Here is a 24958-nt window from a genome sequence, read left to right on the forward strand (position 1 = left end):
CCTGCCATGGCACAACTTCGGGAGATCCGACAGCGGATCAAGTCGGCCCAGTCGTTCAAGAAGATCTTCAAGGCGCAGGAGCTGATCGCCACCTCGCGGATCAGCAAGGCGCAGGCCCGGGTCGCCGCGGCCAAGCCGTACGCCGACGAGATCACCTCGGTGCTCACCGCACTGGCGACCGGGGCGTCCAACCTGGACTCGCCGCTGCTGGCCGAGCGGCCGAAGTACCGGCGCGCGGGCGTGCTCGTGGTCACCTCCGACCGCGGCCTGTGCGGCGGCTACAACGCCAACGCGCTCAAGCGGGCCGAGGAGCTCATCTCGCTGCTGCAGGACCAGGGCAAGTCCCCGGTCGTGTGGGTGATCGGCCGCAAGGGGCTGAACTACTTCAGGTTCCGCGGCCGCGAGGTCAAGGACGGCTGGACCGGCTTCTCCGAGCGGCCCACCTACCCCGACGCCGCCGCCGCCAGCGGGACGATGATCCAGTCGTTCCTGCACGGCGAGGACGACGTGGACGACACCCCGGGCAGCGACGGCGTGCTGGGCGTGGACGAGTTGCACATCGTCTACACCGAGTTCCGCTCGATGCTCTCGCAGCGCCCGGTGGCCACCCGCATCGCGCCGCTGGAGCTGGAGTACGTCGACCCGGCGCAGTCCGGTGGCGGCGTGTCCGCGGCCTACTCCTTCGAGCCCAGCGCCGAGGTCCTCCTCGGCAACCTGCTGCCGAAGTACATCAACACCCGCATCTACGCGGCGCTGCTGGAGTCGGCGGCATCGGAGTCCGCCGCCCGGCGCACGGCCATGAAGGCCGCGACGGACAACGCCGACGAACTGGTCAAGAGCTTCACCCGTGTTGCCAACCAGGTCCGCCAGGCGCAGATCACCCAGGAGATCAGCGAGATCGTCGGTGGCGTCGAGGCGCTCGCTGCCGCAGGAAGTGATGAGTGATGACTGCCATTCAGGAACCAGGCACCAAGAACGCGGTCGGCCGCGTCGTCCGGGTGATCGGTCCGGTCGTCGACGTGGAGTTCCCGCGCGACTCGGTCCCCGAGCTCTACAACGCGCTGACCGTCCAGGTCGAACTGGAGTCGCTGCGCAAGAAGATCACCCTCGAGGTCGCCCAGCACCTGGGTGACAACCTGGTGCGCTGCATCTCGATGGCGCCCCAGGACGGGCTGGTGCGCGGCGCCCCGGTGACCGACACCGGCGAGGCCATCTCGGTCCCGGTCGGCGACGTCGTCAAGGGCCACGTGTTCAACGCCCTGGGCGAGTGCCTGGACAAGCCGGGCCACGCCGCGGACGCCGAGCGCTGGCGCATCCACCGCCGCCCGCCGCCCTTCGACCAGCTCGAGGGCAAGACCAAGGTGCTGGAGACCGGCGTCAAGGTCATCGACCTGCTCACCCCGTACGTCGAGGGCGGCAAGATCGGCCTGTTCGGCGGCGCGGGCGTGGGCAAGACGGTGCTCATCCAGGAGATGATCACCCGTATCGCCCGCAACTTCGGTGGCACCTCGGTGTTCGCCGGGGTCGGCGAGCGCACCCGCGAGGGCACCGACCTCTTCCTCGAGATGGCCGAGATGGGCGTCCTCCCGGACACCGCGCTGGTCTTCGGGCAGATGGACGAGCCGCCGGGCACCCGCATGCGCGTCGCGCTGTCCGCGCTGACCATGGCGGAGTACTTCCGCGATGTGCAGAACCAGGACGTGCTGCTGTTCATCGACAACATCTTCCGGTTCACCCAGGCGGGTTCGGAGGTGTCGACCCTGCTGGGCCGGATGCCGTCGGCCGTGGGTTACCAGCCGACGCTGGCCGACGAGATGGGCGAGCTGCAGGAGCGGATCACCTCGACCCGGGGTCGCTCGATCACCTCGATGCAGGCGATCTACGTGCCCGCCGACGACTACACCGACCCGGCCCCGGCGACCACCTTCGCCCACCTGGACGCGACGACGGAGCTCTCCCGTCCGATCTCCCAGAAGGGCATCTACCCGGCGGTCGACCCGCTCTCGTCGTCCTCGCGCATCCTCGACCCCTCGGTCGTCGGTGACGAGCACTACCGGGTGGCCCAGGAGGTCAAGCGGATCCTGCAGAAGTACAAGGAGCTGCAGGACATCATCGCCATCCTCGGCATGGACGAGCTGTCCGAAGAGGACAAGGTGACGGTCAACCGGGCCCGCCGCATCGAGCGCTTCCTGTCGCAGAACTTCTTCGTCGCGCAGAAGTTCACCGGCGAGGAGGGCTCGTTCGTCAAGGTCTCCGACACCATCGAGGCCTTCGACCGCGTCGCCAAGGGCGAGTTCGACCACGTCCCGGAGCAGGCCTTCCTCTCCATCGGTGGCCTGGACGACCTGGAGCGCAAGTACCAGCAGCTGACCGGCAAGAAGTAGCGCCGCGCGAGCAACGAGGGGCCGGTGTCCGTTGTGGACACCGGCCCTCTTCGCGTTCCTACAGGGTGACGACGACCGGCTCCGCGCCGCCCCTGGTGACCTCGACCTGCTTGGCGTCGACCGGGATCACCGCCCCGAAGCTGTCGACCGCGGTCCACGGTCCATCCACCGTGGAGCGGAAGCGCAGCCGCGCGTCCAGGCTGAAGACCAGCCTGCCCCGCTCGTCGGGCAGCAGGACCGACACGGGCAACGGGGCGTCTGGCAGCACCGGCCCGCCGTAGACCCAGCGCAGGACTGTCCCACCGGAGTCGACGACCGCCAGGTACAGCTTGCTGCCCGCGAAGCTGGGGACGTACTCGACGGCCACCGCGTGCTCGGTGCTGGAGAGGTCGGCGACGACCTCGAAACCGGTCACCGCGGCCACCGCGTAGGGGTCGGCGTAGCCCGCCTGCTCCAGTTGCTCGGCCAGTTTCGAGGACATGCCGGGGGATGCGCTGCTCCCCACGGCGTACCGCTTCTGCGGCAAGCTGGAGGTGCGCCTCGGGATCGGCTTGCTCTGGTGGTCGAAGCCCTCGGCGTAGGTGGAGGCCGGCAGCACCAGCAGCGCGCGCTGGGTCTCCCCGCTGGTCCGGTACGCGGTCGGGACCACCCGCACGTCGCCGCCCTCGACGGGCTGCGGGAAGGCGTTGAACCACACGCCACCCAGGTCCGCCATGTCCGTCCAGTTCCGACTGCCCTTCCCGTCGGCGCCGATCTCCCAGCGCGGTGACGCGCTCAGGGGAACCGGGCCGGTGGCGATCGCGTACTGGTCGTTCGGGCCGAATAGGAAGGCCACACCCCGGTCGCTGCCGTATCCCGAGCGAGCGCTGTTGACCAGCGTAGCCTGGTCGCCGGTGACCAGGCCCAGCACGGTGCGCTGCACGGTGGCCAGGTCCAACCGGGTGCCGTCGGGCTTGATCGCGATGCCCGACTCGCCGATCCGCTGCTGCACGACCAGCGCCACCCGGCCGACCGGGGTGTTCCCGGCCCAGTAGACCCGCGGCGCCCCGACCAGCCGCATACCCGGGTCGGCGGCGCCCGGTGCGACCGCCATGCCCCGGGTGAAAGCGTTCGCCGCGGTGCGCAGGTACTCCTGGTCGCCCGCGAGGTCACCGGCGGTCGGCGCCGTCAGCATCGGGTCGGGCGCCGCGGTGGCCAGTGCGCCTGCCGTGGTCGTGGGTCCGGGCAGGGGCGTCAACGACCACCCCGCCCCGACCACGACCACCAGTGCCCCCGCCACGGTCGCTCGGCGGCGAAACCTGCGCCGCCTGCCACCCCGGAGGACCTCCGGGGTGAAGCCGATCCGGGGCTCGATGCCCTCGGTCGCCTCCCGCAGCGCGCGGGAGAGCTCGGTCGTGTCCATCCTCATCCCCTCAACAGGTTCTCGGCGCCCAGCACCGTGCGCAACCGCTCCAGGCCCCGGGCTGTCTGGCTCTTCACCGTCCCGTTCGAGCAGCCGAGCGCGGCGGCGGTGTCGGTCTCGCTCAGGTCGTCGAAGAAGCGCAGCACCAGCACCGCCCGCATCCGCGGCGGCAACGCGCCCAGCGCCCTGGTGAGCTGGTCGCGGTCCAAGACGCCGCTCTCCAAGCCGCCCACCCCCAGGTCGGCGGCTTGGTCGAGCGGCGCCTCGGCCACCCGGCGGGACCGGTGTCGCCACCGGTTCGCCGAGGCGTTGGCCAGGGCCGCGCGGACGTAGGGCTCAAGATCACCGCGCACCCGGCCGCGGCGGGCGTACACCCGCTCGAGGACGTCCTGCAGCAGGTCCTCGGCGGCCTGCCTGTCCCCCGCGCACAGCAGGTACGCGGTGCGCAACAGCGCCGTCGACCGGTGCGCGACGAACTCGGCGAACTGGTCGTCGGGTCCGATCGTGCTCACCCCCCGTGTTCGTCTTGTCTTGTTGCCCTGTTCGACACCGGGCTGGCTGGGGAGGTTGTCAGGACTCCGACTAGACTGGCGGACAACCGCGAGCCTGAAGGAGATCGACGTGGCTGAGATGTCCGTCCAGCTGGTCGCCGTGGAACGACGCCTGTGGTCGGGTACCGGCACGTTCGTCGTCGCGCAGACCACCGAGGGTGAGATCGGCATCCTGCCCGGCCACGAGCCGGTGCTGGGACAGCTGGTCGAGGGTGGCGTGGTCAAGATCCGCACGACCGGCGGCGAGACCATCGTGGCCGCCGTGCACGGCGGCTTCCTCTCGGTGACCGCGGAAGCGGTGAGCATCCTGGCCGAGTCGGCCGAGCTCTCCACCGAGATCGACGTGAGCGCCGCTCGCACCGCCCTGGGCGACGGCGACGCCGACGAGCGCAACTGGGCCGCGGCGCGACTGCGCGCGGCCGAGCAAACGGTCTGATGACGGCCTAGCGGGCAGGAGGCGGCCAGTGGACATCAGCACCGTGGTCGTGGCGCTGTTGGCCGCCGTCCTGCTCGTGCTCCTGCTGCTCGTCCTGCGCCGCCTGCGGCTGCTGCGCGCCGGTGGCGTGCACGTGGCCCTGCGCACCGACTTCGACGACTCGGGCCGCGGCTGGCACTTGGGCGTCGGCCGCTACCAGGGCGACGAGTTCGCCTGGTTCCGGGCGATCAGCCTGCGCGCGGGCCCGGACCGGATCATCCACCGCGACGGCCTGGAGATCGCCGCCCGCCGCGACCCGGAGCACATCGAGACCCCCAACCTGCCGCACGGCTCCCGCGTCCTGCGGTTCGAGCCGCTGCCCGGCGCCCAGGCCGTCGAACTGGCGATGGGCACCGACGCCCTCACCGGCTTCCTGTCCTGGATGGAGAGCGCGCCCCCCGGCAAGCGCCTCCCCTGGGCCTCCTGAGCGCACCAGGGTCATTCACCCCACCGGCGACGTGCCGGTGTGTCGGCTTTCGCGGCGGGGCTCATAGGTCGACGAGCCCCGCCGCTGCCGTACCTGGGGTCAGCGGCCGCCGCCGGGCTGCCAGAGGACGTCGCCGTCGGGGTTGGCGACCCGGGCGAGGACGAAGAGCAGGTCGGACAGGCGGTTGAGGTACTTCGCGGCCAGCACGTTCGTGCGGTCGGCGTCGTCCTCGACCAGGGCCCAGGCGCCGCGTTCGGCGCGGCGGGTGACGGTGCGGGCGACGTGCAGCAGCGCGGCGCCCGCGGTGCCGCCGGGGAGGATGAACGAGGTGAGCTTGCCCAGCCGCTCGTTGAACCCGTCGATCCAGCCCTCCAGGCGGGTCACGTACTCCTCGGTGATCCGCAGCGGCGGGTAGGGCGGGTCGGGGACGATCGGGGCGCACAGGTCGGCGCCCACGTCGAACAGGTCGTTCTGCACGCCGCGCAGCACCTCGGCGAGCTCCGGGGTGAGGGCGCCGAGGGCGATCGCCACCCCGATCGAGGAGTTGGCCTCGTCGACGTCGGCGTAGGCCGCCAGCCGCGGCGAGGTCTTGGCGACCCGGGAGCCGTCGCCCAGCGCGGTCGTGCCGTTGTCGCCGACCTTGGTGTACACGCGATTGATCCGAACCGACATACCCCGAGCCTACTGACTCCGGTCTCCCGCCTGCCCGGCTCCGAGTGGCCTGGGGCATCATTGCCCCCGTGACAGAGCACTTCCAGGTTCACGGCGGCGCGCGGCTGGTCGGCACGGTCGAGGTCGTCGGGGCGAAGAACAGCGTGCTCAAGCTGATGGCCGCCGCGCTGCTGGCCGAGGGCACCACCACGCTGACCAACTGCCCGGAGATCCTGGACGTGCCGCTGATGGCCGATGTGCTGCGCAGCCTGGGCTGCGCGGTCGACCTGGACGGCGACACCACCCGGATCACCACCCCCGCCGAGCTCAACCACCGCGCCGACTCGGCGTCGATGGGCAAGCTGCGCGCCTCGGTGTGCGTGCTGGGGCCGCTGGTCGGCCGCTGCAAGCGGGCCGTGGTGGCGCTGCCCGGCGGCGACGCGATCGGCTCGCGGCCGCTGGACATGCACCAGAACGGCCTGCGCCAGCTCGGGGCCAGCAGCGAGATCGAGCACGGCTGCGTGGTCGCCGAGGCGGAGAACCTGCACGGCGCGCAGATCTGGCTGGACTTCCCCAGCGTCGGCGCCACCGAGAACATCCTGATGGCCGCGGTGCTGGCCGAGGGCACCACCGTGATCGACAACGCCGCGCGCGAGCCGGAGATCATCGACCTGTGCCTGATGCTGCAGCAGATGGGCGCCAAGATCGAGGGCGCGGGCACCTCCACGCTCACCGTGCACGGGGTCACCTCGCTCACGCCCACCGAGCACCGCGTGGTCGGCGACCGGATCGTCGGCGCCACCTGGGCCTTCGCCGCGGTGATGACCCGCGGCGACCTGACCATCAACGGGGTGAACCCGCACCACCTCGACCTGGTGCTGGAGAAGCTGCGCACCGCGGGTGCCGAGATCACCATCCTGGACAACGGTTTCCGCGTCGTGCAGCACGACCGGCCGGGCGCGGTCGACTTCGTGACGCTGCCCTACCCGGGCTTCGCCACCGACCTGCAGCCCTTCGCGATCGCGCTGACCGCGATCGCCGACGGCACCTCGATGATCACCGAGAACCTGTTCGAGGCCCGCTTCCGGTTCGTCGAGGAGATGATCCGGCTCGGCTCCGACGCCCGCACCGACGGCCACCACGCGGTCGTGCGCGGCGTGCCGAGGCTGTCCAGCGCGCCGGTGTGGGCCTCCGACATCCGCGCCGGGGTGGGCCTGGTGCTCGCCGGGTTGTGCGCCGACGGCGTCACCGAGGTCTGGGACGTCTTCCACATCGACCGCGGCTACCCCAAGTTCGTCGAGAACATGCGCCGCCTGGGCGCCGACGTCCGCCGCGTGGACGCCGACCCGGAGCGCATCTCCTAGCCAGGGCTCGGATCGCGCGGTACCCGGCGCGCTGAACGCCGCCGCACTGTCCACAGTCGACTGATGCGGTGTCCCGGCCGGCCGAGGTGGTGACGCGGCCGCACCCAGCAGCCACCGGCCGTGCGGATCACGGCCGGTTTGGTGATCGGTCCTCGCGTCGTCCGAGGCTCTGCCGCGGGACTAGTCGAGGTCGTTCGCGCGTCGGATGACCCGGACGATCTCGGCCATGATCTCGGTCATCTCGTAGTCCTTCGGGGTGAACACCCGGGCCACGCCGCGCTCGGCGAGGATCTTGGCGTCGTCCGGCGGGATGATGCCGCCGACGATCACCGGGATGTCGCCCGCGCCCGCCGCCCGCAGGCCCTCGACCACGGCGGGCACCGCCTCCAGGTGCGAGCCGGACAGGATCGACAGGCCCACCACGTGCACGCCCTCCTGCACCGCGGCGGCCACGATCTGCTCGGCGGTGAGCCGGATGCCCTGGTAGACGACCTCGAAACCGGTGTCGCGGGCCCGCACGGCGATCTGCTCGGCGCCGTTGGAGTGCCCGTCCAGGCCCGGCTTGCCGACCAGCATGCGCAGCCGCCCGCCCAGCTCCTCGCCGGTAGCCCGCACCCACTCGCGGACCTTGCCCAGCTCGGCGCCCGCCTCCCCGGACGCTGACGCGCCGGACACGCCGGTGGGGGCGCGGTACTCGCCGAACACCTCGCGCAGCGCCGCCGACCACTCGCCGGTGGTCACACCCGCGCGGGCGCAGGTCAGGGTGGCCGCCATCAGGTTCGCGTCGGTCTTGGCCGCCTCGCGCAACACCCGCAGCGACTCGTCCACCGCGGCGTTGTCCCGCTCCGCGCGCCACCGGGCGATCGCCGCGACGGCCTCCCGCTCGGCGACCGGGTCGACGGTCTCGATCGCCTTGGCGCCCTCGGCCTGCAGCGGGCTCGGCTCGGTGGTGCCGAACTTGTTCACCCCCACGATGGTCTCCTCGCCCGCCTCGATCCGCCTGCGCCGCTCGGCGAGCGAACCGACCATCTGGGTCTTCATGTAGCCGCTCTCCACCGCCGCGACCGCGCCGCCCATGGCCTGCACGCGGTCGATCTCCGCGCGGGCGCCCACCAGGATCTCGTCGACCTTGGCCTGGATCACCGGGGAGCCGTCGAAGATGTCCTCGTACTCGAGCAGGTCGGTCTCGTAGGCGAGCACCTGCTGCATGCGCAGCGCCCACTGCTGGTCCCACGGCCGCGGCAGGCCGAGGGCCTCGTTCCACGCGGGCAGCTGGATCGCCCGGGCCCGCGCGGTGCGCGAGAGCGACACGGCGAGCATCTCCAGCACGATCCGCTGCACGTTGTTCTCCGGCTGCGCCTCGGTCAGCCCCAGCGAGTTGACCTGCACGCCGTAGCGGAACCGGCGCTGCCGCGGGTCGGTGATGCCGTAGCGGTCGCGGCAGATCTCGTCCCACAGCTGGGTGAAGGCGCGCATCTTGCACATCTCCTCGATGAACCGCACGCCCGCGTTGACGAAGAACGAGATCCGCGCGACCACGTCGCCGAACTCGTCGGCGGGCAGCTGCCCCGAGTCGCGCACGGCGTCGAGCACCGCGATCGCGGTGCACATCGAGTAGGCGACCTCCTGCACCGGCGTCGCGCCGACCTCCTGCAGGTGGTAGCTGCAGATGTTGATCGGGTTCCACTTCGGCACGGCGGCCACGGTGAAGGCGACCATGTCGGTGATCAGCCGCAGGCTCGGCCCGGGCGGGAAGACGTAGGTGCCGCGGGAGAGGTACTCCTTGATGATGTCGTTCTGGGTGGTGCCCGCGAGCTTGGCGACCACCTCGTGCCAGTCGGTGCCCTCGGCCTCGGCCTGCTCCTGGGCGACGGTGACGTAGAGGGAGAGCAGCCACATCGCGGTGGCGTTGATCGTCATCGAGGTGTTGGCGCCGCCGAGCGGGATGCCGTCGAAGAGCGTGCGCATGTCGCCGAGGTGGCTGACCGGGACGCCGACCTTGCCGACCTCACCGCGGGCCAGCTCGTGGTCGGGGTCGTAGCCGGTCTGGGTGGGCAGGTCGAAGGCCACCGAGAGACCGGTCTGGCCCTTGGCGAGGTTGCGCCGGTAGAGCTCGTTGGACTTGGCGGCGGAGGAGTGCCCCGCGTAGGTGCGCATGACCCACGGACGGTCGCGCTCTCGGTCTGCGGGATACGGCACCGGTTAACCTCCGTTAATCAGTCCTTTCCGGCTGACAGTACTGGTCGGTAACAGGTTCCGCGCCCGTGCAATTGCTCACAGGCCCGGGCGGGTTGCGATGATGTGCCCATGGACCTGCCCGCCCCCTACCTCTCGCTGGTCGCCCTGCTGGTGGTGGGCGTCCTCGGTCTGGTCCTGCGCTGGGCGTTCACCACCGACGACCGCCGCAAGGACTACGGGCTGCTGCGCGAGGTGGCCAAGGTCCCCAGCCAGACCGCGGCCCGGTTCGTCGAGGAGCGGTTGCAGGCGGCGGGCGTGCGGGCCACCACCGTGCCCGCCGAGGACGGCGAGGGCCTGCGGGTGCTGGTCTTCCCGGCGGACGAGCGGGCCGCGATCGCCGCCCTGCTCGACGACTGACAGCGACTCCGTCACCGCGGCAACGCGGCGAGTCACTGCGGCGTCTTTGTAGTGACGAGCGTGCGGGTGGGCGCGGCGGCGGGTACGTGTTCCAGGCCGCGCGGCGCCGCGTCGCGTGCCGTCCAGGGGCGAGGGGGAGTCGGCGTGGGGGAGTCCAGCAGGTGGTTGACGGCCCAACGGGCGGGTGCGGTGATCGCGCGGGGGTGGGCCTGGTGGGGGCGCCGTCGGCTGCGGGTGTGGTTCAGCGGGGTCGTGACGGTGCTGGCCCTAGTGCTGTTCGGACCGGTGCTGACCATCCGGGTGGCCACCGGCGGCGAGGTCTACGCCGCGGCTGACGCCCCGTCCGCCTCGGTGGGGATCGTGCTCGGTGCCGGGCTGCAGGCGGACGGGACGCCCAAGCCCTACCTGGAGGCCCGCCTGGCGGACGCGCTCACCCTCTACCAGTCCGGCCGCGTGCGCGCCCTGCTCGTCTCCGGCGACCACGGCCGGGTCGGCTACGACGAGGTGGCCGCGATGACCGGGTGGCTGACCGCGCACGGGGTGCCCGAGGCCAAGGTGGTCGCCGACCACGCGGGGTTCGACACCTACGACTCGTGCGTGCGCGCGCACCGGATCTTCGGGGTCACCTCGGCCCTGGTGATCACCCAGGCCTTCCACGTCCGCCGAGCGGTCTTCCTCTGCCGCGACGCGGGGATCGACGCCCGCGGCGTCGCCTCGCCCGCGCCGGGGAACGAGGACACGCGGTACTGGGTCCGGGAGGTCCCGGCCGGGATCAAGGCGGTCCTGGACGCGATGGTCGACCCGGACCCGCGGTTCCTGGGGCCGCGGGAGACGGGCATCGACAGGGCACTGGCCCTGCCGTAGGTGGGCCCCGCGCGAAGGCATTCGCCCGATCGAGCCCTGCTCTTACCTGGGCTCGTCGTTTTGGGTGGTGTCGTGGGGTCGCCTTGGCGTTGCCGTCTTCGTTGCCTGGGTTTCGAGCGAGGCTCGATCTAGTGAACTCGCTTCGTGTGGGGCCCCTAGAGCACCGCGGTGGTGAAAAAAGGGCGGGTGAAGGGCATTCCCCACCACCGGTCAAGTTTAGCGGTGCTCTCCCCCCACACGAAGCGAGTCCACTAGATCGAGCATCCGTAGCGGGCCTCGCGTTCCAGCGGGGTGGAGATCCTGTTGCGTACCAGCGGGGTCGGCCTTTGGCTGCGGTACGAGCGTGGTCTGCTCACTGGAGCTCCTTGCTGCACAAGGGATAGGTGCAGCACAGGCCCGCCGCGCTCGTCCGCGCGGCGGCCCGTCCTGTCCGCTGTGGTCGGTCCGCGTCGGAGTCCTGCTGTCGACCAGCCGGACCCCGCTCGCCCCGACCCTGCTCGCTTCTCCACCTGATCGGCCTGACCACGCTCGGCGCCACCACCCGTTGACCACTGGTGCCCGCGATCATCGCTACGAACGCACAGCCCACTTGCGGTGGCGTCATCACCGGCGGTTGGTCGCGCGGTCGGCGTGGTGGGGTCCTGGAGTCGTGGGTCTGGCCGCGGCCGGGTGGGTGGCAGGTCCACACCCGGCCGCGGCGCAGGGTTACTTGGCCGGGTAGGCGACACCCGCCGAGGTGCCGCTGCGGCGGACGGGTTCACCGACGGCGAGGATCTGGTCGTGGCCGAGGAACTCCAGGGCGGCGGCGGCCCCGATCTCGGCCTGCTCGGTGAACTTGTGCCCGTAGGTCGCCAGGCCCGGGTTGGCGGTGATGAAGCCGGGCTCGGCGGTGACCGTCGGGGTGTTGCGCTGGCTGGCCCGCGGTGCCGCCACCGCGTCGGGCAGGGACTGCTTGAAGTCGACGCGGTTCAGGATGATCTGCAGGGCGGTGGTGATGATCGTGGAACCGCCGGGGGAGCCCAGGGCGAGCCACGGGCGGCCGTCCTTGAGCACGATCGTCGGCGACATGCTCGACCGCGGCCGCTTACCCGCGGCGGGCAGGTTCGGGTCCGGGGCGGTGCCCTGGGTGGGGGTGAAGTTGAAGTCGGTCAGCTCGTTGTTGAGCAGGAAGCCGCGGCCGGGCACCACGATGCCGCTGCCGCCGACCTGCTCCAGGGTGTTGGTGTAGGACACGACGTCGCCACGGGCGTCGGCGACCACGAAGTGGTTGGTGTGGACCTCGTTCTCCTGCGTCGGGGTCGCCGCGGGCGGCGGCGGGGTGCACTGGCCCGGGTCGAGCGGGTTGCCCGGGGCGACCGGCGCCGGGGTGGCCCGGATCGGGTCGATGCGGCAGGCCCGGACGGCGGCGAAGGAGTCCGACAGCAGTTCCCGGGTCGGCACGGTGACGAACTTCGGGTCACCGACGTAGCGACCGCGGTCGGCGTAGGCGAGCTTGGTGGCCTCCAGGTAGTAGTGCAGCGCCTGGGTGCGGTTGAGCGAGCCGAGCTTGGTGGTCTCCAGGATGTTCAGCGACTCGCCGACGGTGGTGCCGCCGCTGGAGGACGGCGCCATGCCGTACACCTCGACGTTGCGGTAGCCCACCTTGGTCGGCGCCTGGTCGAGGGCGCGGTAGCGGCGCAGGTCCTCGACCGACAGCTTGCCCACGGGCGGCTTCACGGTGACGTCGGCCGCGAGCGGGAGGTGCTGCACGGTGTTCGCGACGTCGCGGCCGATCTTGCCGCCGTAGAACGCGTCGACGCCGTCGCGGGCGATCTCGCGGTAGGTGTTGGCCAGGTCCGGGTTGCGCAGCGTCGAGCCCACCGCGGGCGGGTTGCCGCCGGGCAGGTAGAGCTTGGCGGTGGAGGTGAACTGCTTGAACCGCGGCTGGTTCTGCTCGATCTCCTTGCGCAGCTGCGGGGTGACCGGGAAGCCCTGCTCGGCGACCTTGATCGCGGGCTTGAGGACGTCGGCGAGGTCGTAGCGGCCCCAGCGATCCAGCGCGCGTTCCCAGATGGCCAGCTGGCCGGGCGTCCCGACGGACAGGCCGCTGGTCACCGCGTCGGCGAACGGGTAGGGCTGACCGGTGGCCGGGTTGATGAACAGGTTGGCGTCCGCGCTGCGCGGCGCGGTCTCCCGGCCGTCGATCGTCGAGACCTTGCGGGTCTTGGCGTCGTAGTGGACGAAGTAGCCGCCACCGCCGAGGCCCGCCATGTTCGGGTCGGTGACCCCGAGCGTCGCGGCCACCGCGACCGCGGCGTCCGCGGCCGTGCCGCCCCGGCGCAGCACGTCCAGGCCCGCCTGGGTGGCCTGGACGGTGTCGGAGACGACCGCGCCCCCGTACCCCTGGGCCACCGGTGCCTTGACCAGCGGTGGTGTTGTCGCCCCCGCGACCGATGGCAGCAGGGCCGCGGCGACCACCGCGGCTGACAACGCGCCCATTCCGCGCTTCACACGCATCATGACCTCTTCCCCTCGGCTGGACAGTGGTCCAGTTCTACTAGCCCGCCCCGGTCGCCGCGACCGCCGATCGGAGCGCGCCGAGCGGTGGAATCCCTGGTAACCGATGGGCCGTCCGTGTGAGGCTGTCGGGCATGACCTCGACCACCCGCCCCGCCGAGGCCTCCCGGATCGCCGCGCCAGACGAGGGCATCACCCTCGACGAGCTGCGCCTGGCCGCCCGCAACCACGGGATGCCGTTGGAGGCCCTGCGCTACGACCTGACGCCCCCGGGGCTGCACTACCTGCTGATCCACTACGACATCCCCTACCTGGACCCGGCCCGGTGGCGGCTGGGCGTGGACGGCCACGTCGAGCGCCCGCTGGAGCTGGACCTCGACGCGCTGCACGCCCGGGAGCGGGTGGAGCTGACCGTGACGCTGGAGTGCGCGGGCAACGGCCGCGCCCGCCTGCACCCCCGCCCGGTGAGCCAGCCCTGGCTCGACGAGGCGGTCGGGACGGCGCGCTGGGCAGGCACCCCGCTGGCCCCGCTGCTCGCCGAGGCGGGCGTGCTCGACGGTGCCGTGGACGTGGTGTTCACCGGCCACGACCACGGCCTCGACCGCGGCGTCGAGCAGGACTACCAGCGCGGCCTGTCGCTGACCGACGCCCTCGACGGCGACGTGCTGGTGGCCTACGAGATGAACGGCGCGCCCCTGCCCCCGCAGCACGGCGCCCCGGTGCGGCTGCTGGTGCCCGGCTGGTACGGGATGGCCAGCGTGAAGTGGCTGCGCGGGATCTCGGTGCTCGACCACCGGTTCACCGGCTTCCAGAACGAGACGGCCTACCGGATCAAACACGCCACCGACGAGCGCGGCGTGCCGGTCACCAAGATCAACCCGCGAGCCCTGGTGGTGCCACCCGGCTTCCCGGACTTCATGACCCGCCGCCGGGTCGTGGCCGCGGGCCCGGTGGACCTGTTCGGCCGCGCGTGGTCGGGCCGGGCCCCGGTGACCAGGGTCGAGGTCAGCACCGACGCGGGCCGCTCCTGGACCGAGGCCGACCTGAGCCCGAGCGCGGGCCGCTACGCCTGGCGCGCCTGGACCCACCGCTGGCTCGCGGACACCTTGGGCGACACCGAGTTGCTCGTCCGCGCGACCGACGAGCTCGGCGCGGCCCAGCCGGTGGACCAACCGTGGAACACCCAGGGCATGGCCAACAACATGGCCCAACGCGTCGCTGTCACCGTGCGCTAGGAACCGCGGCTGCCTGCCGGGCCGCGCGGGCGAGCGCGGCAGGCACCCCGGTGATCGCCGGGTTTTCCCGGCATAGAGCCAGTTCTGGTGGTGCGGGCCGGTGACCCGACCTGCCCCCGCGTCTGACCACGCCCGGGCACGCCACCTGCCCGGGCGCCGTGCTGGCCGGGCACGCGCGGTGGCACGAGTACGCCAGCCCACCGAAAGGGTGGCCATTCCACGGCCCATCACCGATCACCTCGTCTCACCTCCGGCCTCGGTCAGGCCGTCTGGACCAAGTTTCGGTGAGCGGACAAGCGGCCGAAAGGGCGTCGGTGAATCAGTGGATGGCTGCGGCGATTGTGGATGAATTGGCGCTGGCCCTGTGGACAAACGGGGTGGCTCATGGCCAGACGGGCGGGCGTTTCTCCAGGAAAGCGGCCATTCCCTCACGTGCGTCGGGGAGCTGGGACGCGGCGGCCATGACTTCCAATGCGATCGCGTAGGCGTCGGCCTCGGGGCGGTCCAGCTGCGCGTACACGGTCTGCTTGCCCAAGGCCTTCGACGCGGCGCTGCCCCGGGTCGCGCGGGAGAGGAGGTCGTCCACGGCTGCGTCCAGGTCCGCGTCCGGTACCGCGCGGTTGATCAAGCCCCACTGCTCCGCGGTGGCCGCATCGATGACGTCGCCGGTGAGGACCAGCTCCATCAAACGTTTGCGCCCGATGTTGCGGGCCACCGGCACGGCCGGTGTGTGGCAGAACCAGCCGCCCTTGCCGCCGGGGAGGGCGAAGCCCGCGGAGGCGGCCGCGACGGCGAGGTCGCACGAGGCCACCAGTTGGCAGCCCGCGGCCGTGGCCAGGCCGTGCACGCGGGCGATCACCACCTGCGGAACCGACTCGATGGTGCGCATCACCTCCGTGCACAGCCGCAGCAGCTCGCGCACCCCGAGCAGGTCGCGGGCGGCCACGTCGGCGAAGTCGTGCCCGGCGGAGAACACCGGGCCCGCGCCCGCGAGCACGATCCCGGTGGCGTCCGTGCGGGCTACCGCGGTGAACGCGTCGAGCAGCTCGGTCAGGTGGTCCGCGGACAGCGAGTTGCGCCGGGCGGGCCGGTTCATGGTGATCCGCGCGGTCCGGTCGACGCGCTCGACCAAGATGTGCTGGTAGGCCATGACCCGACCGTATCCTCACCCCGCGCTCGGAGTGCTCCCCGGCGGGATCTCCACGGTGATCTCGGCGCTCAACCGCGCGCCCGAGCGCAGGTCCAGGTCGTCGCCGCTCCAGAACCGGCCGGGGTCGTAGGAGTTCGGTCGCTCGCCCGCGGGCAGCAGCCCCATCGCCTCGTAGGTCACCGCCACCACTTCGGCGCAGTAGGCCGACTCCAGGTCACCCTGGTGCGGTTTCTGCCACCTAAACTTGGGGACACGCCCGCGCGCCCACCGACCCGCCAGGCGCGCGGTGGACGGGAACGGCGTGCCGTCCAACCGCGCGATCGTGCGCAGCACGGCGTCCTCTTGCTCCCGGGTCACCGGCGACTCCAACTGCCGCAGCCACGCGCGCTGTCCGTACCGAGTGGCCCACACGACAACGGCGTCCCGCAGGTCGTGCAACTGCACACCGCGCTGGTGCGTACCAGTCCACCGGTCGGGCAACGACCGCCCCAACTCGGCGTGCCACATCAGCGGCGGCAGATCCTCGATGACCACAGCCATACCAACGTGGTTGACCGGCGCATTGGTCAGTGCCCGGATCGCCCGGTCAGCCGGGGCACGGCCGCGGAAGAGCCAGAGATCGCCCGTACGCGCCAGGCGCACTGCCTCATCGAGGTCGATCGTGGACATGGGGCCAGCCTAGGGCCGCGCCCGAGGACTAGCCTGGGCTGATGCGGAACCTGTGGAAGTTCCTCGGCCTCGCGGGTGTGCTCGGCGTGGCCGCCACCGGCGTACTGGTCACCCGCGCCGAACGCCAGCGTCGCGCCTATACACCGGACGAGATCCGCGACCGCCTGCGCGCGCGGCTTGAGGAGTCCAAGTAGGAGCGCGACAACTCTGGATCGATGTGGGCGCGGCAAGCCCGGTTTTGCTCAGCGCGACCAGCAGTCCGGCCCGCGCCGCGCGCTGCCGCGAACTCGATGGGCGAGCCTCAATTCGGCAACATGACAACCAGCCCGGCCCAGGTGCGTGATGGATAAGCTTGTTCCCAAACACCTAGACCGGTCCCGTCGCCACTGCCAAATGCCCGAAGCTCAAGGCCATTTCTTTCAGCTTTCCTCAGCTCGACTCCCACTCAGCCGCCACCTCTCCGCCCAAGTGCTCGATGGGCTGGAGTGGCTTTGTTTGGGGAGAAAAGAGGCGCTAGCCTGGCTTCGGCGTGGGTGATCCCTTCCCACCCGCTTCACCCCGGCGCCTCTTTTCTTAGGGGCCCCGAACAAAGCCACTCCAGCCCATCGAGCATGCCCCGCCAAGTAGGCCGGGGCGGCAGCCCCCCAACCAAGTCGGCTCGGCAGCCCATCGGGTGTCCCGCCGAGTAAGCATCGGGCGGTCTCATGCGGCAGCCCGTCGGCGCTTGCTCACGTGGGCATGCTCGATCAGGTGGATCAGCTTTGTCTGGGGCCCCTAAGAAAAGAGGCGCCGTGGGTAAAGCGGGTGGGAAAGGGATACCCACCGCCTGGGCCAGGCTAGCGCCTCTTTTCTCCCCAGACAAAGCTGATCCACCTGATCGAGCGCTTGGCTGTTCGCGCTGCGCCTAGTTGGGCGTGGACTTTTTCTCTTTATGGGCTCGCGGCTACCCGCTTTACCTGCTGTCACGTGCGTTCCGCGCGTAGTGTCAAGATGCGGCGAAAGTGCGGCGATATGCCGCGGGTGCGGTTCCGAACTCAGCGCGCATTCGTCTTCTTAGGTTGGCCGGTGTGCCCAGGCCGCATCTCGCCGCCACTCGTTCGACAGACAAGTCCGTGGTCTCCAACAGCAGCTGAGCACGGCGGAGGCGTTGCAACAGGAGCCATCTGCCTGGGGTGTCGCCCATCGCCGCGATGAAGGCTCGGTGGAAGGCTCGGACGCTCATCCTGGTCCGCGCCGCCAGGTCCGGGATCGCGATCGGGTCGCCCAGTCTGGCCATCGCCCAGTCCACCGTGGACGCTATGTCGCCGCGGTCGGGTCTGGTCGGGATCGGGGCGTCGACGTACTGCGCCTGACCGCCCTCGCGGACCGGGGGCATGACCATGCGGCGGGCCAGTGTGTTGGCCGCGCGTGGGCCCAGGTCGCGGCGGACCAGGTGCAGGCACAGGTCGAGGCCGCCGACGACGCCCGCCGAGGTCAGGATGTCGTCGTGCTCGGTGAACAGCACGTCCCGTTCGACCTCGGCCGCCGGGTAGGCCGTCGCGAGCGCGTCGAGCAGTGCCCAGTGGGTGGTGGCGCGCCTGCCGTCGAGCAGGCCAGCGGCGCCCAGGGTGAAGGCGCCCGAGCAGAGCGCGGCCACGGTGGCGTTCGACTGGTGGGCCGCGCGCAGGGCGACCCGAACCGAGGCGGGTACGTGTGCGCCGGGGTCGGCTCGGCCCAGTGCGATGACCAGGTCGCAGCCGGTCAGGCCGGTGAGACCGTGGGTTGGCCGGGCCTCGCCCGCCGGGTGCAGCGGGACCGGGCGCTTGCCCGGGGCGCACAGTCGCATCTCGAACGGTCCGACGCCGTGCTGCTCGCGGTCGACCGACCACACTTCGTTCACCACGGCGAAGTCGAAGACCCGGGTACCGGGCAGCAGCAGGACACCGATCGTGCGCATGGCAGGAAAGTACCGTATCGCGCTGATCCTGCACCTGTCCCGATCGGCCGTGGACCCGGCACTGTTGTCGCCATGACGACCACGGCACTGATCTTGATCGACGTCCAGCGCGGGTTCGACGACCCGCGCTGCGGCACCCGGAACAACCCCGGGGCCGAGGCCAACATCACCGCGCTGCTCGAGGCCTGGGCGGCCGCGGGCCAGCCGCTCGTGCTGGTGCGCCACGACTCCCTCATCGCGGACTCACCGCTGGCGGAGGGCTCCCCGGGCGCGGCGTTCAAGTCCGAGCTGGACGGGGCCCGCCCGGACCTGATGTTCACCAAGCACGTCAACTCCGCGTTCCACGGCGCGGTCGACCTGCACGCGTGGCTGACCGGTCGGGGCATCACCCGGATCGTGCTCGCGGGGATCCAGACCAACATGTGCGTCGAGACCACCGCCCGGGTGGGTGGCAACCTCGGCTACCAGGTCACGGTGGCCCTCGACGCGACGTTCACCTTCGACCTCGAGGGTCCCGACGGCCTGCGGCTCAGCGCCGACGAGCTGTCCCGGGCCACCGTGGTGAACCTGCACGGCGGCGGGTTCGCCCGGGTGACCGACACGGCCACCGTGCTGGGCGAGCTCGGCTGACCACCCGCCCGACCCGCCGGGGGGTGGGCCGGGCGGTGCCTGAACGGACGTGCGCGGCGGGCACCCTCGCCCCGCCGCGCACGCCCTTCTGGTCCGCCCCTTACGGCAGGGTGTCGAGGTTCGCGGCCACCGAGTTGGCGAACGCGTACCCGTTCGAGGCGTCCCAGTTGATCGACCAGGTCATCGCGCCGCGGATGCCCGGGTAGGTCGTGGACGGCTTGAAGGTGCCGCAGCCGGTGCCCTTGGCCAGGCAGTTCAGCGCGCTGTTGACGTTGGCCGGGCTCTGGTAGCCGCCGCCCGCGCCGGACGGCGAGGCGGGCAGGCCGAGGCCGACCTGGTCGGCGCGCAGGCCGCCCTGCAGCTGGATGCAGGCCAGCGCGGTCAGGAAGTTGACCGTGCCCTGGCTGTAGACGTTGCCGTCGCAGCCGTTCATGGTGCCGGAGTTGTAGTACTGCATGTTCCAGATGGTCAGGATGTCCTTGACCGCCAGCGCGAGCTGGAAGTACGGCTGCTGGGCGGACTGGCCGTCGATGGTCTGCGGCGCGAAGGTGATGACCTTGCCGCCGTTGGCGTAGATGGTGCGCAGCGCGGCGCCCATGTACTGCGAGCTCACGCCGTTCTCCAGGTCGATGTCGACGCCGTCGAAGCCGTAGTCGCGGATCAGCTTGGACACGCTGTTGGCGAAGGCGCTCGAGGAGGCCGAGTCGCCGACCCAGACGGTGCCCTTCTCGCCGCCGACGGAGATGATCACCTTCTGGCCGCGGGCCTGGGCGGTCTTGATGTCGGCCTTGAACTGCGCGTCGGTGTAGCCGCCGAGCTTGGTGGCCAGGGCGGGGTCGAGGGTGAAGGTGACCTCGCCGCGGTTCGCGGTCGCGTCGGCGAAGGCCACCGCGATGATGTCGTAGGTGGTCGGCACCTGGGCGATGGTGAGGGTCTTGGCGCCGTTGTCGAAGTTCTGCCAGTAGCCGGTCAGCACGTGCTTGGGCAGCGGGCCGGGCGGCGTGGACGTGGTGGTCGTCGGCGGTGTGGTGGTGGTCGTCGTCGTGCTGGACGGGGGAGTGGTGGTCGTGGTCGTCGTCGTGGTCGACGGCTTCGTGGTGGTGGTCGACGTCGTCGTCACGGTGGTGCTCGTGCTGGTCGGCGGGGTGCCGGGGCCGTCGAGGCTGATGTCGTCGGCGAGGTAGGCGGGCTGGCCGTACCAGCCGTGGGTGTAGATGGTGACCGAGCGCGTGGAGGCGCCCGTGGTGAAGCTGGTGGACAGCTGCGACCAGGCCGTCGCGCCGGGGGTCCAGGTGCTGACGTCGGTCGTGCCGGTGCCGGTGGCGCCCAGGTACACGTAGGAGCCCTTCACCCAGGCGGTGAGGGTGTACTTCGAGCTCGGGTTGACCGTGACCGTCTGCGAGCAGCGCGCGTTGTCTGACCCGGCCGGGGCGGCGGTCAGCGCGTACGAACCGGTGTGCTTGTCACTGTTGGTGACACTTCCGCCGCCGCTGCAGGCCCAGCCGGACAGCGCGCCCGTCTCGAAGCCGGGGTTGTTGACCAGGTTGGCCGCCGCCGCGCTGCCGGAGAACGCCAGGACGAGTCCGACGGTGACCGACAGGGCGGACAGCAGGGCGACGAGCGCACGCTTCGCGTGGGACGTCATGGCTGCCTCCAAAGGGGCATGTGCAGGTGCAGGGTGATCCAGACCACCTCAAAATGGACTAGACCACTGCGCCTGTCAACCCCCGGGTCGACGAACGGTTGGCCAGCTGGTTCCCAGTTCTCGGCTGGACCACCCCGGTTCCCGCTTGTCGGGCGGTGGTGCCGGTGGTGCGCGCCGGGAACCGTGTGGTGTACCGCGAACCCGCGCTCAGGTCGTGCGCCGGTCCAGCATCGTCCACAGAGGACCTATGACGAACCAGACGAGTGCCACCAGGCCCAGTTTGGGGATCCAGTCGCGCCACAGCGTCTCTGTGTGCTCGGGCGTGCCGACCACAAAGGACAGCAGGGCGAGGATCGCGACCCCGATCGAGCACGCCAACAAGCACTTCCGCCACTCCTGCCACTCGTGACGCACCCGCTCCGGCCCGCGCTTGGGCGGGCGCGACGGCGGCGGCCCGCCCGCGAACCGGTGCGCCACCCGCTGGTCCGCCCAGTGCACCATGCTGTGTCCGAACGCGACACTGAAGCCCAGGTATGCCGCGCCCAGCGCGTGCGCGGTGGTCGCCTCCGCGCCGCGGCCGATGTCCAGGACCGCGGCGACGATCAGGACCACGTCCACCACCGGCGTCGCGACGAGCAGCACCGCGCCCACCCGCCGCCACCGCAGCACGTACCGCGCGAGCAGCCCGGCGCCCAACAACACCCAAAACCCGACCTCGCAGCAAGCGATCAGCAAGACCATCGGATTGTCGAAGAGGTTCCCCACCACACCAACGCTGCCTCTTGCGCTACCCGCGTCGCGTCAGCGAGTCGCCGCACATCGGGTCATCACTTCGACGGACCCGGTCGTGCGACCAAGGTGGACTTGCTCGCGGGGCGGTTGTGCTGTGATGGGGTGGTGAGGTCATGGCGCACCCCGATGTGGCACGCGGTGCTGGGCGTCGGGTTCGGCGCCTTGCTGCTGGCGATCGACTTCCCGCCCGTCTCGGAGCACGCGTTCATCCCCGGGCCGGATTGGGCGCGGCTGCTCGTGCTGGTCGCGTTGGGCGCGTTGCAGCTGCTCTGGGACCGGGCGCCGATCACCGCCTTGCTGGCCGGCCTGCCGCTGCTCGGCCTGGACGCCGCGATGGGTGTGTCACTGGCCGCGCTGCTGGGGTTCGGCGACCTGCTCTACCTGGCCGTGCTGCACGGTTCCCGCCGCGGCAGCCGTGCGGTTCTGGCCGCGGTGTGGGTGTTCGGCTGCTGCGTCGCGGTCGTGGCGCTGGTCGTCAGCGACACGCTGCGCGATTCGGTGCTGATCGTGCTCGGCGTGTGCCCGCTGCCGGTGCTGCCGGTGTGGTGGGCGCTCAACGTCCGCCAGCAGCGCGAGATCGCCGAGGCCGAGCGGGCCAGGGCCGACCAGCTCGCCCAGATCGCCGAGCTGGACCGGGCCGCGGCGGTGTACGCCGAGCGCGCGAGCATGGCCCGCGACCTGCACGACGTCATCGCCGGGCACTTGTCCGCCATCGCGATCCAGTCCGAGGCGCTGTTGACGTTGCCCGACAGCGACCCCGCGCGGGTGCGCGGTGTGCTCAGGTCCGTACGGGAGAACAGTGTCGCTTCGCTGTCGGAGATGCACGCGATGATCGGACTGCTGCGCTCCGGCGAGGGCCACCCGGACGGACCGCTTGCCCCTGCTCGGTTACGCGAACTGGACGCTCTTGTCCGTTCGGCGCGCGCGGCGGGGTTGGCGGTCTCTTGCACCGTCGATGGTGTCGACGACCTCCCCGCGGCGGTAGACCTATCCGCGTACCGGATTGTCCAAGAGGCGCTGACGAACGCGGTAAAGCACGCTCCAGGTAGTCAGGTATCGGTGTGCGTGCGACGGGAAAGAGGCATGTTGGAGATCGAGGTCCGCAGCGACGGGCGCCCTGCCGCGCACCACGCGGGCGGCACCGGGCTGATCAGCATGGCCGAGCGGGCCGACGCTGTCGGCGGCGTGCTCAAAGCAGGCCCGTGCGCCGAGGGCTGGCGAGTGCGCACGAGCTTGCCGCTGGAGCGCCGGTGATCCGGGTCCTGGTGGCGGATGACCACGCCGCCATCCGCGCGGGCCTGTCCATGATCCTCGACGGCGCCCCGGACATCGAGGTCGTCGCCGAGGCCGAGGACGGCGCCGCGGCGGTCCGAAAGGCGATAGCGCTGCGCCCGGACCTGGTGCTGATGGACGTGCGCATGCCCGGCGTGGACGGTATCGAGGCGACGCGGCAACTGGTGGACGCGCAAGTCTGCCCGGTGCTCGTGCTGACCACGTTCGACATGGACTCTTATGTGTACGGCGCACTACGCGCGGGGGCGGCGGGCTTCCTGCTCAAGTCCGTCGACGCCCCCCGCCTGATCGACTCCGTGCGCGTGGTGGCGGCGGGCGACGCGGTGATCGAACCCAGCGTCACCCGCCGCCTCATCCGAGCGTTCGCCGCCGCCGAGCCGCGCGAGCCGGTGCGCCCGGCGGGCCTGGACCAGCTCACGGATCGGGAGGCCGAGGTGCTGGTGTGCGTCGGCGAGGGGCTGTCCAACCAGCAGATCGGCAGGCGGCTGGGGATCGGCGAGGCGACGGTGAAGACGCACGTGTCCCGGGTGCTCACCAAGCTCGACCTGCGTTCGCGGGTGCAGGCGGCCGTCCTCGCCCAGGAGGCGGGCCTCGTCGGCTAGCGAGTCTGGCCCGGTGTGCTCGGGGGACGGCAGCTGTGACGAGTGCCGGTCAGCCGTGGTGTTCGTGCAGCAGCAGCTGGGTGTACGCGGCGATCGACTGCGCGTCGGTCACCCGGCCGTCGCGGATCATCGCCTCGAACTCCGCGCGCGGGACCCACGCCGCGCGCATGTCCTGCTCCTCCAGTTCGCGCTCGGCGGGCCCCTCGACCAGCTCGGTCGCCAGGAACACGTTGCCGCGCTGGCTGCTCATCCCGGGCGCCACGTCGAGCGTGCCGATGTGGGTCATCCGGCCCGCCGCCAGCCCGGTCTCCTCCCGCAGCTCCCGCGCCGCGAGCGTCGCGGCGTCGAGCTCCGCGCGGTCGGGGGCGGTGCCCTGGGGGAACTCCCAGCGGCGCGCGCCCAGCGGGTAGCGGTACTGCTCGACGAGCATCAACCGCTCGCCGTCGAGCGGGATGACCAGCGCGTAGTCCGGTTTGTCGACGACGCCGTAGATGCCGGGGCTGCCGTCGTGGCGCCGGATGGCGTCCTCCCGGACGGTCATCCACGCGTTCGCGTAGACCTGGGTCGAGTCGAGTGCTTCCACGGTGGGAGATCCTGCCCCGCCGCACCCGCCCCGTCACGGCGGGCTAACCTGCTGCGGTGCGTCTCGTGATCGCTCGCTGCCAGGTCGACTACGCCGGGCGGCTCACCGCCCACCTGCCGATGGCCAACCGCCTGCTGCTCGTCAAGGCGGACGGCTCGCTGTCGGTGCACTCCGACGACCGCGCCTACAAGCCGCTCAACTGGATGACGCCGCCCTGCTGGCTCGTCGAGGACGGCGACGTCTGGACCGTGCAGAACAAGGCGGGCGAGAAGCTGATCATCTCCATCGAGCAGATCCTGCACGACTCGGCCCACGAACTGGGCGCCGAACCCGGCCTGGTCAAGGACGGCGTCGAGGCCCACCTGCAGGAACTGCTCGCCGAGCACATCACCACCCTCGGCGACGGCTACACCCTGGTGCGCCGCGAGTTCCCCACCGCGATCGGCCCGGTCGACATCATGTGCCGCGACGCCGCGGGCGGCTCGGTCGCCGTGGAGATCAAGCGCCGCGGCGAGATCGACGGGGTCGAGCAGCTCACCCGCTACCTGGAACTGCTCAACCGCGACCCGCTGCTCGCGCCGGTCCAGGGCGTGTTCGCCGCGCAGATCATCAAACCCCAGGCCCGGGTCCTCGCCACCGACCGCGGCATCCGCTGCGTGTCCCTCGACTACGACACCCTCCGCGGCATCGAGTCCGACGAGTTCCGCCTGTTCTAGCGGCGCCTGCCGCGCCGAGTTCGGCCTGCTGGGTGACGCCGTCGGGAAGTCCGCCGAAATGGCGGGGCGGGTGGATGGCGATCAGCGGGCGCCCAGTGCGATGTGCCGGATGAATTCCGCCACCGGTGTCCTGGGAATGTCCAAGATCTGTCGTGGATTCTTGGAGTCGCGGATATGCGCGCCGGTCGCTGTGCAGGCGACTTCCACGCAGTTGCCGCTCATCGACCGCGAACTGCGGCGCCAACCGGTGTTTTCCGATCGCACGGTGTCCCCCTCGGGTGCTGCCATTCCTGCCGGGCGGTCTCCCATTATCGAGTGGTTCGGAAATGGTGGGATCCGCTGAGTGGGTGTGAGTCCGTACGCCGTCCGCTCACGGCTCGCCCGCCGCGCGGGCCGACCGGCACGGCAACTACTCAGGGTTACTAGCACTGTGCCCTCCGGCTCTACCATGGACTGTCGGCTCGCCGCGCGGTCGCTCCGCGTGGACCTGCGGCGATC

General features: G+C 71.2%; 25 protein-coding genes. 13 read left to right on the forward strand and 12 right to left on the reverse strand.

The features are described 5' to 3' along the window. Nucleotides 1-6: 6 nt before the first annotated feature. Together QSK30_RS13540 and atpD are read left to right on the forward strand one after the other, a co-directional pair. Nucleotides 7-945: a F0F1 ATP synthase subunit gamma gene (locus tag QSK30_RS13540; protein ID WP_285502781.1), complete on the forward strand. Its 939-nt coding sequence runs from the start codon at nt 7-9 to the stop codon at nt 943-945. After that, nucleotides 945-2384, forward strand: coding sequence for a F0F1 ATP synthase subunit beta (gene atpD, locus QSK30_RS13545; RefSeq protein ID WP_285502782.1), 1440 nt, complete (start codon nt 945-947; stop codon nt 2382-2384). The genes QSK30_RS13540 and atpD overlap by 1 nt, the downstream gene beginning before the upstream one ends. 58 nt (nt 2385-2442) lie before the next feature. On the opposite strand, the gene QSK30_RS13550 is transcribed toward atpD, so the two are convergent. Together QSK30_RS13550 and QSK30_RS13555 are read right to left on the reverse strand one after the other, a co-directional pair. Then, the gene (locus QSK30_RS13550; protein ID WP_285502783.1) at nt 2443-3786 is read right to left on the reverse strand and encodes a hypothetical protein; all 1344 of its coding nucleotides are present in this window, start codon (nt 3784-3786) and stop codon (nt 2443-2445) included. 2 nt (nt 3787-3788) lie between these two features. Then, the gene (locus QSK30_RS13555) at nt 3789-4298 is read right to left on the reverse strand and encodes a SigE family RNA polymerase sigma factor (RefSeq protein WP_285502784.1); all 510 of its coding nucleotides are present in this window, start codon (nt 4296-4298) and stop codon (nt 3789-3791) included. 109 nt (nt 4299-4407) lie between these two features. On the opposite strand from QSK30_RS13555, the gene QSK30_RS13560 reads away from it, so the two are divergent. Together QSK30_RS13560 and QSK30_RS13565 are read left to right on the forward strand one after the other, a co-directional pair. Further along, the gene (locus QSK30_RS13560; RefSeq protein WP_285502786.1) at nt 4408-4773 is read left to right on the forward strand and encodes a F0F1 ATP synthase subunit epsilon; all 366 of its coding nucleotides are present in this window, start codon (nt 4408-4410) and stop codon (nt 4771-4773) included. A gap of 28 nt (nt 4774-4801) precedes the next feature. Further along, nucleotides 4802-5239: a DUF2550 domain-containing protein gene (locus QSK30_RS13565; protein WP_285502787.1), complete on the forward strand. Its 438-nt coding sequence runs from the start codon at nt 4802-4804 to the stop codon at nt 5237-5239. Between the two features lie 99 nt (nt 5240-5338). Here the strand turns inward: QSK30_RS13565 and QSK30_RS13570 are convergent, their stop codons facing one another. Next, nucleotides 5339-5911, reverse strand: coding sequence for a cob(I)yrinic acid a,c-diamide adenosyltransferase (locus QSK30_RS13570; protein ID WP_285502788.1), 573 nt, complete (start codon nt 5909-5911; stop codon nt 5339-5341). A gap of 68 nt (nt 5912-5979) precedes the next feature. Between QSK30_RS13570 and murA the strand changes: the two genes are divergently transcribed. Next, the gene (gene murA / locus QSK30_RS13575; protein WP_285502790.1) at nt 5980-7254 is read left to right on the forward strand and encodes a UDP-N-acetylglucosamine 1-carboxyvinyltransferase; all 1275 of its coding nucleotides are present in this window, start codon (nt 5980-5982) and stop codon (nt 7252-7254) included. Nucleotides 7255-7434: 180 nt separating this feature from the next. Here the strand turns inward: murA and QSK30_RS13580 are convergent, their stop codons facing one another. Further along, the gene (locus QSK30_RS13580) at nt 7435-9453 is read right to left on the reverse strand and encodes an ethylmalonyl-CoA mutase (protein WP_285502791.1); all 2019 of its coding nucleotides are present in this window, start codon (nt 9451-9453) and stop codon (nt 7435-7437) included. Between the two features lie 108 nt (nt 9454-9561). Here QSK30_RS13580 and QSK30_RS13585 point away from each other — a divergent pair, with 108 nt between their 5' ends. Beyond that, on the forward strand, nt 9562-9849 hold the full coding sequence (locus QSK30_RS13585) for a hypothetical protein (protein WP_285502793.1): 288 nt from the start codon (nt 9562-9564) through the stop codon (nt 9847-9849). Nucleotides 9850-9993: 144 nt separating this feature from the next. Then, nucleotides 9994-10713, forward strand: a complete 720-nt coding sequence (locus tag QSK30_RS13590) for a SanA/YdcF family protein (RefSeq protein ID WP_285502795.1) — start codon at nt 9994-9996, stop codon at nt 10711-10713. Between the two features lie 705 nt (nt 10714-11418). Here the strand turns inward: QSK30_RS13590 and ggt are convergent. After that, complete coding sequence (gene ggt, locus QSK30_RS13595; protein ID WP_502871836.1) at nt 11419-13209, reverse strand: gamma-glutamyltransferase; 1791 nt, start codon at nt 13207-13209, stop codon at nt 11419-11421. 134 nt (nt 13210-13343) lie between these two features. Here ggt and QSK30_RS13600 point away from each other — a divergent pair, with 134 nt between their 5' ends. Next, nucleotides 13344-14444, forward strand: a complete 1101-nt coding sequence (locus QSK30_RS13600) for a sulfite oxidase (protein ID WP_285502799.1) — start codon at nt 13344-13346, stop codon at nt 14442-14444. Between the two features lie 382 nt (nt 14445-14826). Here QSK30_RS13600 and QSK30_RS13605 read toward each other — a convergent pair whose 3' ends face one another. Continuing rightward, on the reverse strand, nt 14827-15594 hold the full coding sequence (locus tag QSK30_RS13605) for an enoyl-CoA hydratase-related protein (RefSeq protein ID WP_285502801.1): 768 nt from the start codon (nt 15592-15594) through the stop codon (nt 14827-14829). A gap of 15 nt (nt 15595-15609) precedes the next feature. After that, nucleotides 15610-16263 carry a hypothetical protein gene (locus QSK30_RS13610; RefSeq protein WP_285502803.1) on the reverse strand — a complete coding sequence of 218 codons (654 nt, stop codon included), beginning with the start codon at nt 16261-16263 and terminating at the stop codon, nt 15610-15612. A 41-nt stretch (nt 16264-16304) separates the two neighbouring features. Here QSK30_RS13610 and QSK30_RS13615 point away from each other — a divergent pair, with 41 nt between their 5' ends. Further along, entirely contained in the window at nt 16305-16457 is a 153-nt protein-coding gene (locus QSK30_RS13615; RefSeq protein WP_285502805.1) for a hypothetical protein, read from the forward strand. A 791-nt stretch (nt 16458-17248) separates the two neighbouring features. Here the strand turns inward: QSK30_RS13615 and QSK30_RS13620 are convergent. Then, the gene (locus tag QSK30_RS13620) at nt 17249-18199 is read right to left on the reverse strand and encodes a GlxA family transcriptional regulator (protein ID WP_285502807.1); all 951 of its coding nucleotides are present in this window, start codon (nt 18197-18199) and stop codon (nt 17249-17251) included. A 72-nt stretch (nt 18200-18271) separates the two neighbouring features. Here QSK30_RS13620 and QSK30_RS13625 point away from each other — a divergent pair, with 72 nt between their 5' ends. Beyond that, nucleotides 18272-18829, forward strand: coding sequence for a cysteine hydrolase family protein (locus QSK30_RS13625; RefSeq protein WP_285502809.1), 558 nt, complete (start codon nt 18272-18274; stop codon nt 18827-18829). Between the two features lie 100 nt (nt 18830-18929). Here the strand turns inward: QSK30_RS13625 and QSK30_RS13630 are convergent, their stop codons facing one another. Both QSK30_RS13630 and QSK30_RS13635 read right to left on the reverse strand, forming a co-directional pair. Beyond that, nucleotides 18930-20474: a chitinase gene (locus QSK30_RS13630; protein WP_285502810.1), complete on the reverse strand. Its 1545-nt coding sequence runs from the start codon at nt 20472-20474 to the stop codon at nt 18930-18932. Between the two features lie 207 nt (nt 20475-20681). After that, nucleotides 20682-21239: a hypothetical protein gene (locus QSK30_RS13635; protein ID WP_285502812.1), complete on the reverse strand. Its 558-nt coding sequence runs from the start codon at nt 21237-21239 to the stop codon at nt 20682-20684. Nucleotides 21240-21371: 132 nt separating this feature from the next. Here QSK30_RS13635 and QSK30_RS13640 point away from each other — a divergent pair, with 132 nt between their 5' ends. Both QSK30_RS13640 and QSK30_RS13645 read left to right on the forward strand, forming a co-directional pair. After that, nucleotides 21372-22520, forward strand: a complete 1149-nt coding sequence (locus tag QSK30_RS13640; RefSeq protein ID WP_285502814.1) for a sensor histidine kinase — start codon at nt 21372-21374, stop codon at nt 22518-22520. Further along, nucleotides 22517-23161: a response regulator gene (locus QSK30_RS13645; protein ID WP_285502815.1), complete on the forward strand. Its 645-nt coding sequence runs from the start codon at nt 22517-22519 to the stop codon at nt 23159-23161. The genes QSK30_RS13640 and QSK30_RS13645 overlap by 4 nt, the downstream gene beginning before the upstream one ends. Nucleotides 23162-23210: 49 nt before the next feature. Here the strand turns inward: QSK30_RS13645 and QSK30_RS13650 are convergent, their stop codons facing one another. After that, entirely contained in the window at nt 23211-23744 is a 534-nt protein-coding gene (locus tag QSK30_RS13650; protein WP_285502817.1) for an NUDIX domain-containing protein, read from the reverse strand. 56 nt (nt 23745-23800) lie between these two features. Here QSK30_RS13650 and nucS point away from each other — a divergent pair, with 56 nt between their 5' ends. After that, nucleotides 23801-24460 (forward strand): endonuclease NucS, encoded by a 660-nt coding sequence (gene nucS, locus QSK30_RS13655; protein ID WP_285502820.1) that lies wholly within the window; start codon nt 23801-23803, stop codon nt 24458-24460. Between the two features lie 81 nt (nt 24461-24541). On the opposite strand, the gene QSK30_RS36875 is transcribed toward nucS, so the two are convergent. Further along, the gene (locus QSK30_RS36875; RefSeq protein ID WP_352231573.1) at nt 24542-24910 is read right to left on the reverse strand and encodes a DUF397 domain-containing protein; all 369 of its coding nucleotides are present in this window, start codon (nt 24908-24910) and stop codon (nt 24542-24544) included. Nucleotides 24911-24958: the final 48 nt, after the last annotated feature.

This window comes from Actinokineospora sp. NBRC 105648 (genome assembly GCF_030269645.1).
In the GTDB taxonomy this organism is placed as follows: Bacteria; Actinomycetota; Actinomycetes; order Mycobacteriales; family Pseudonocardiaceae; genus Actinokineospora.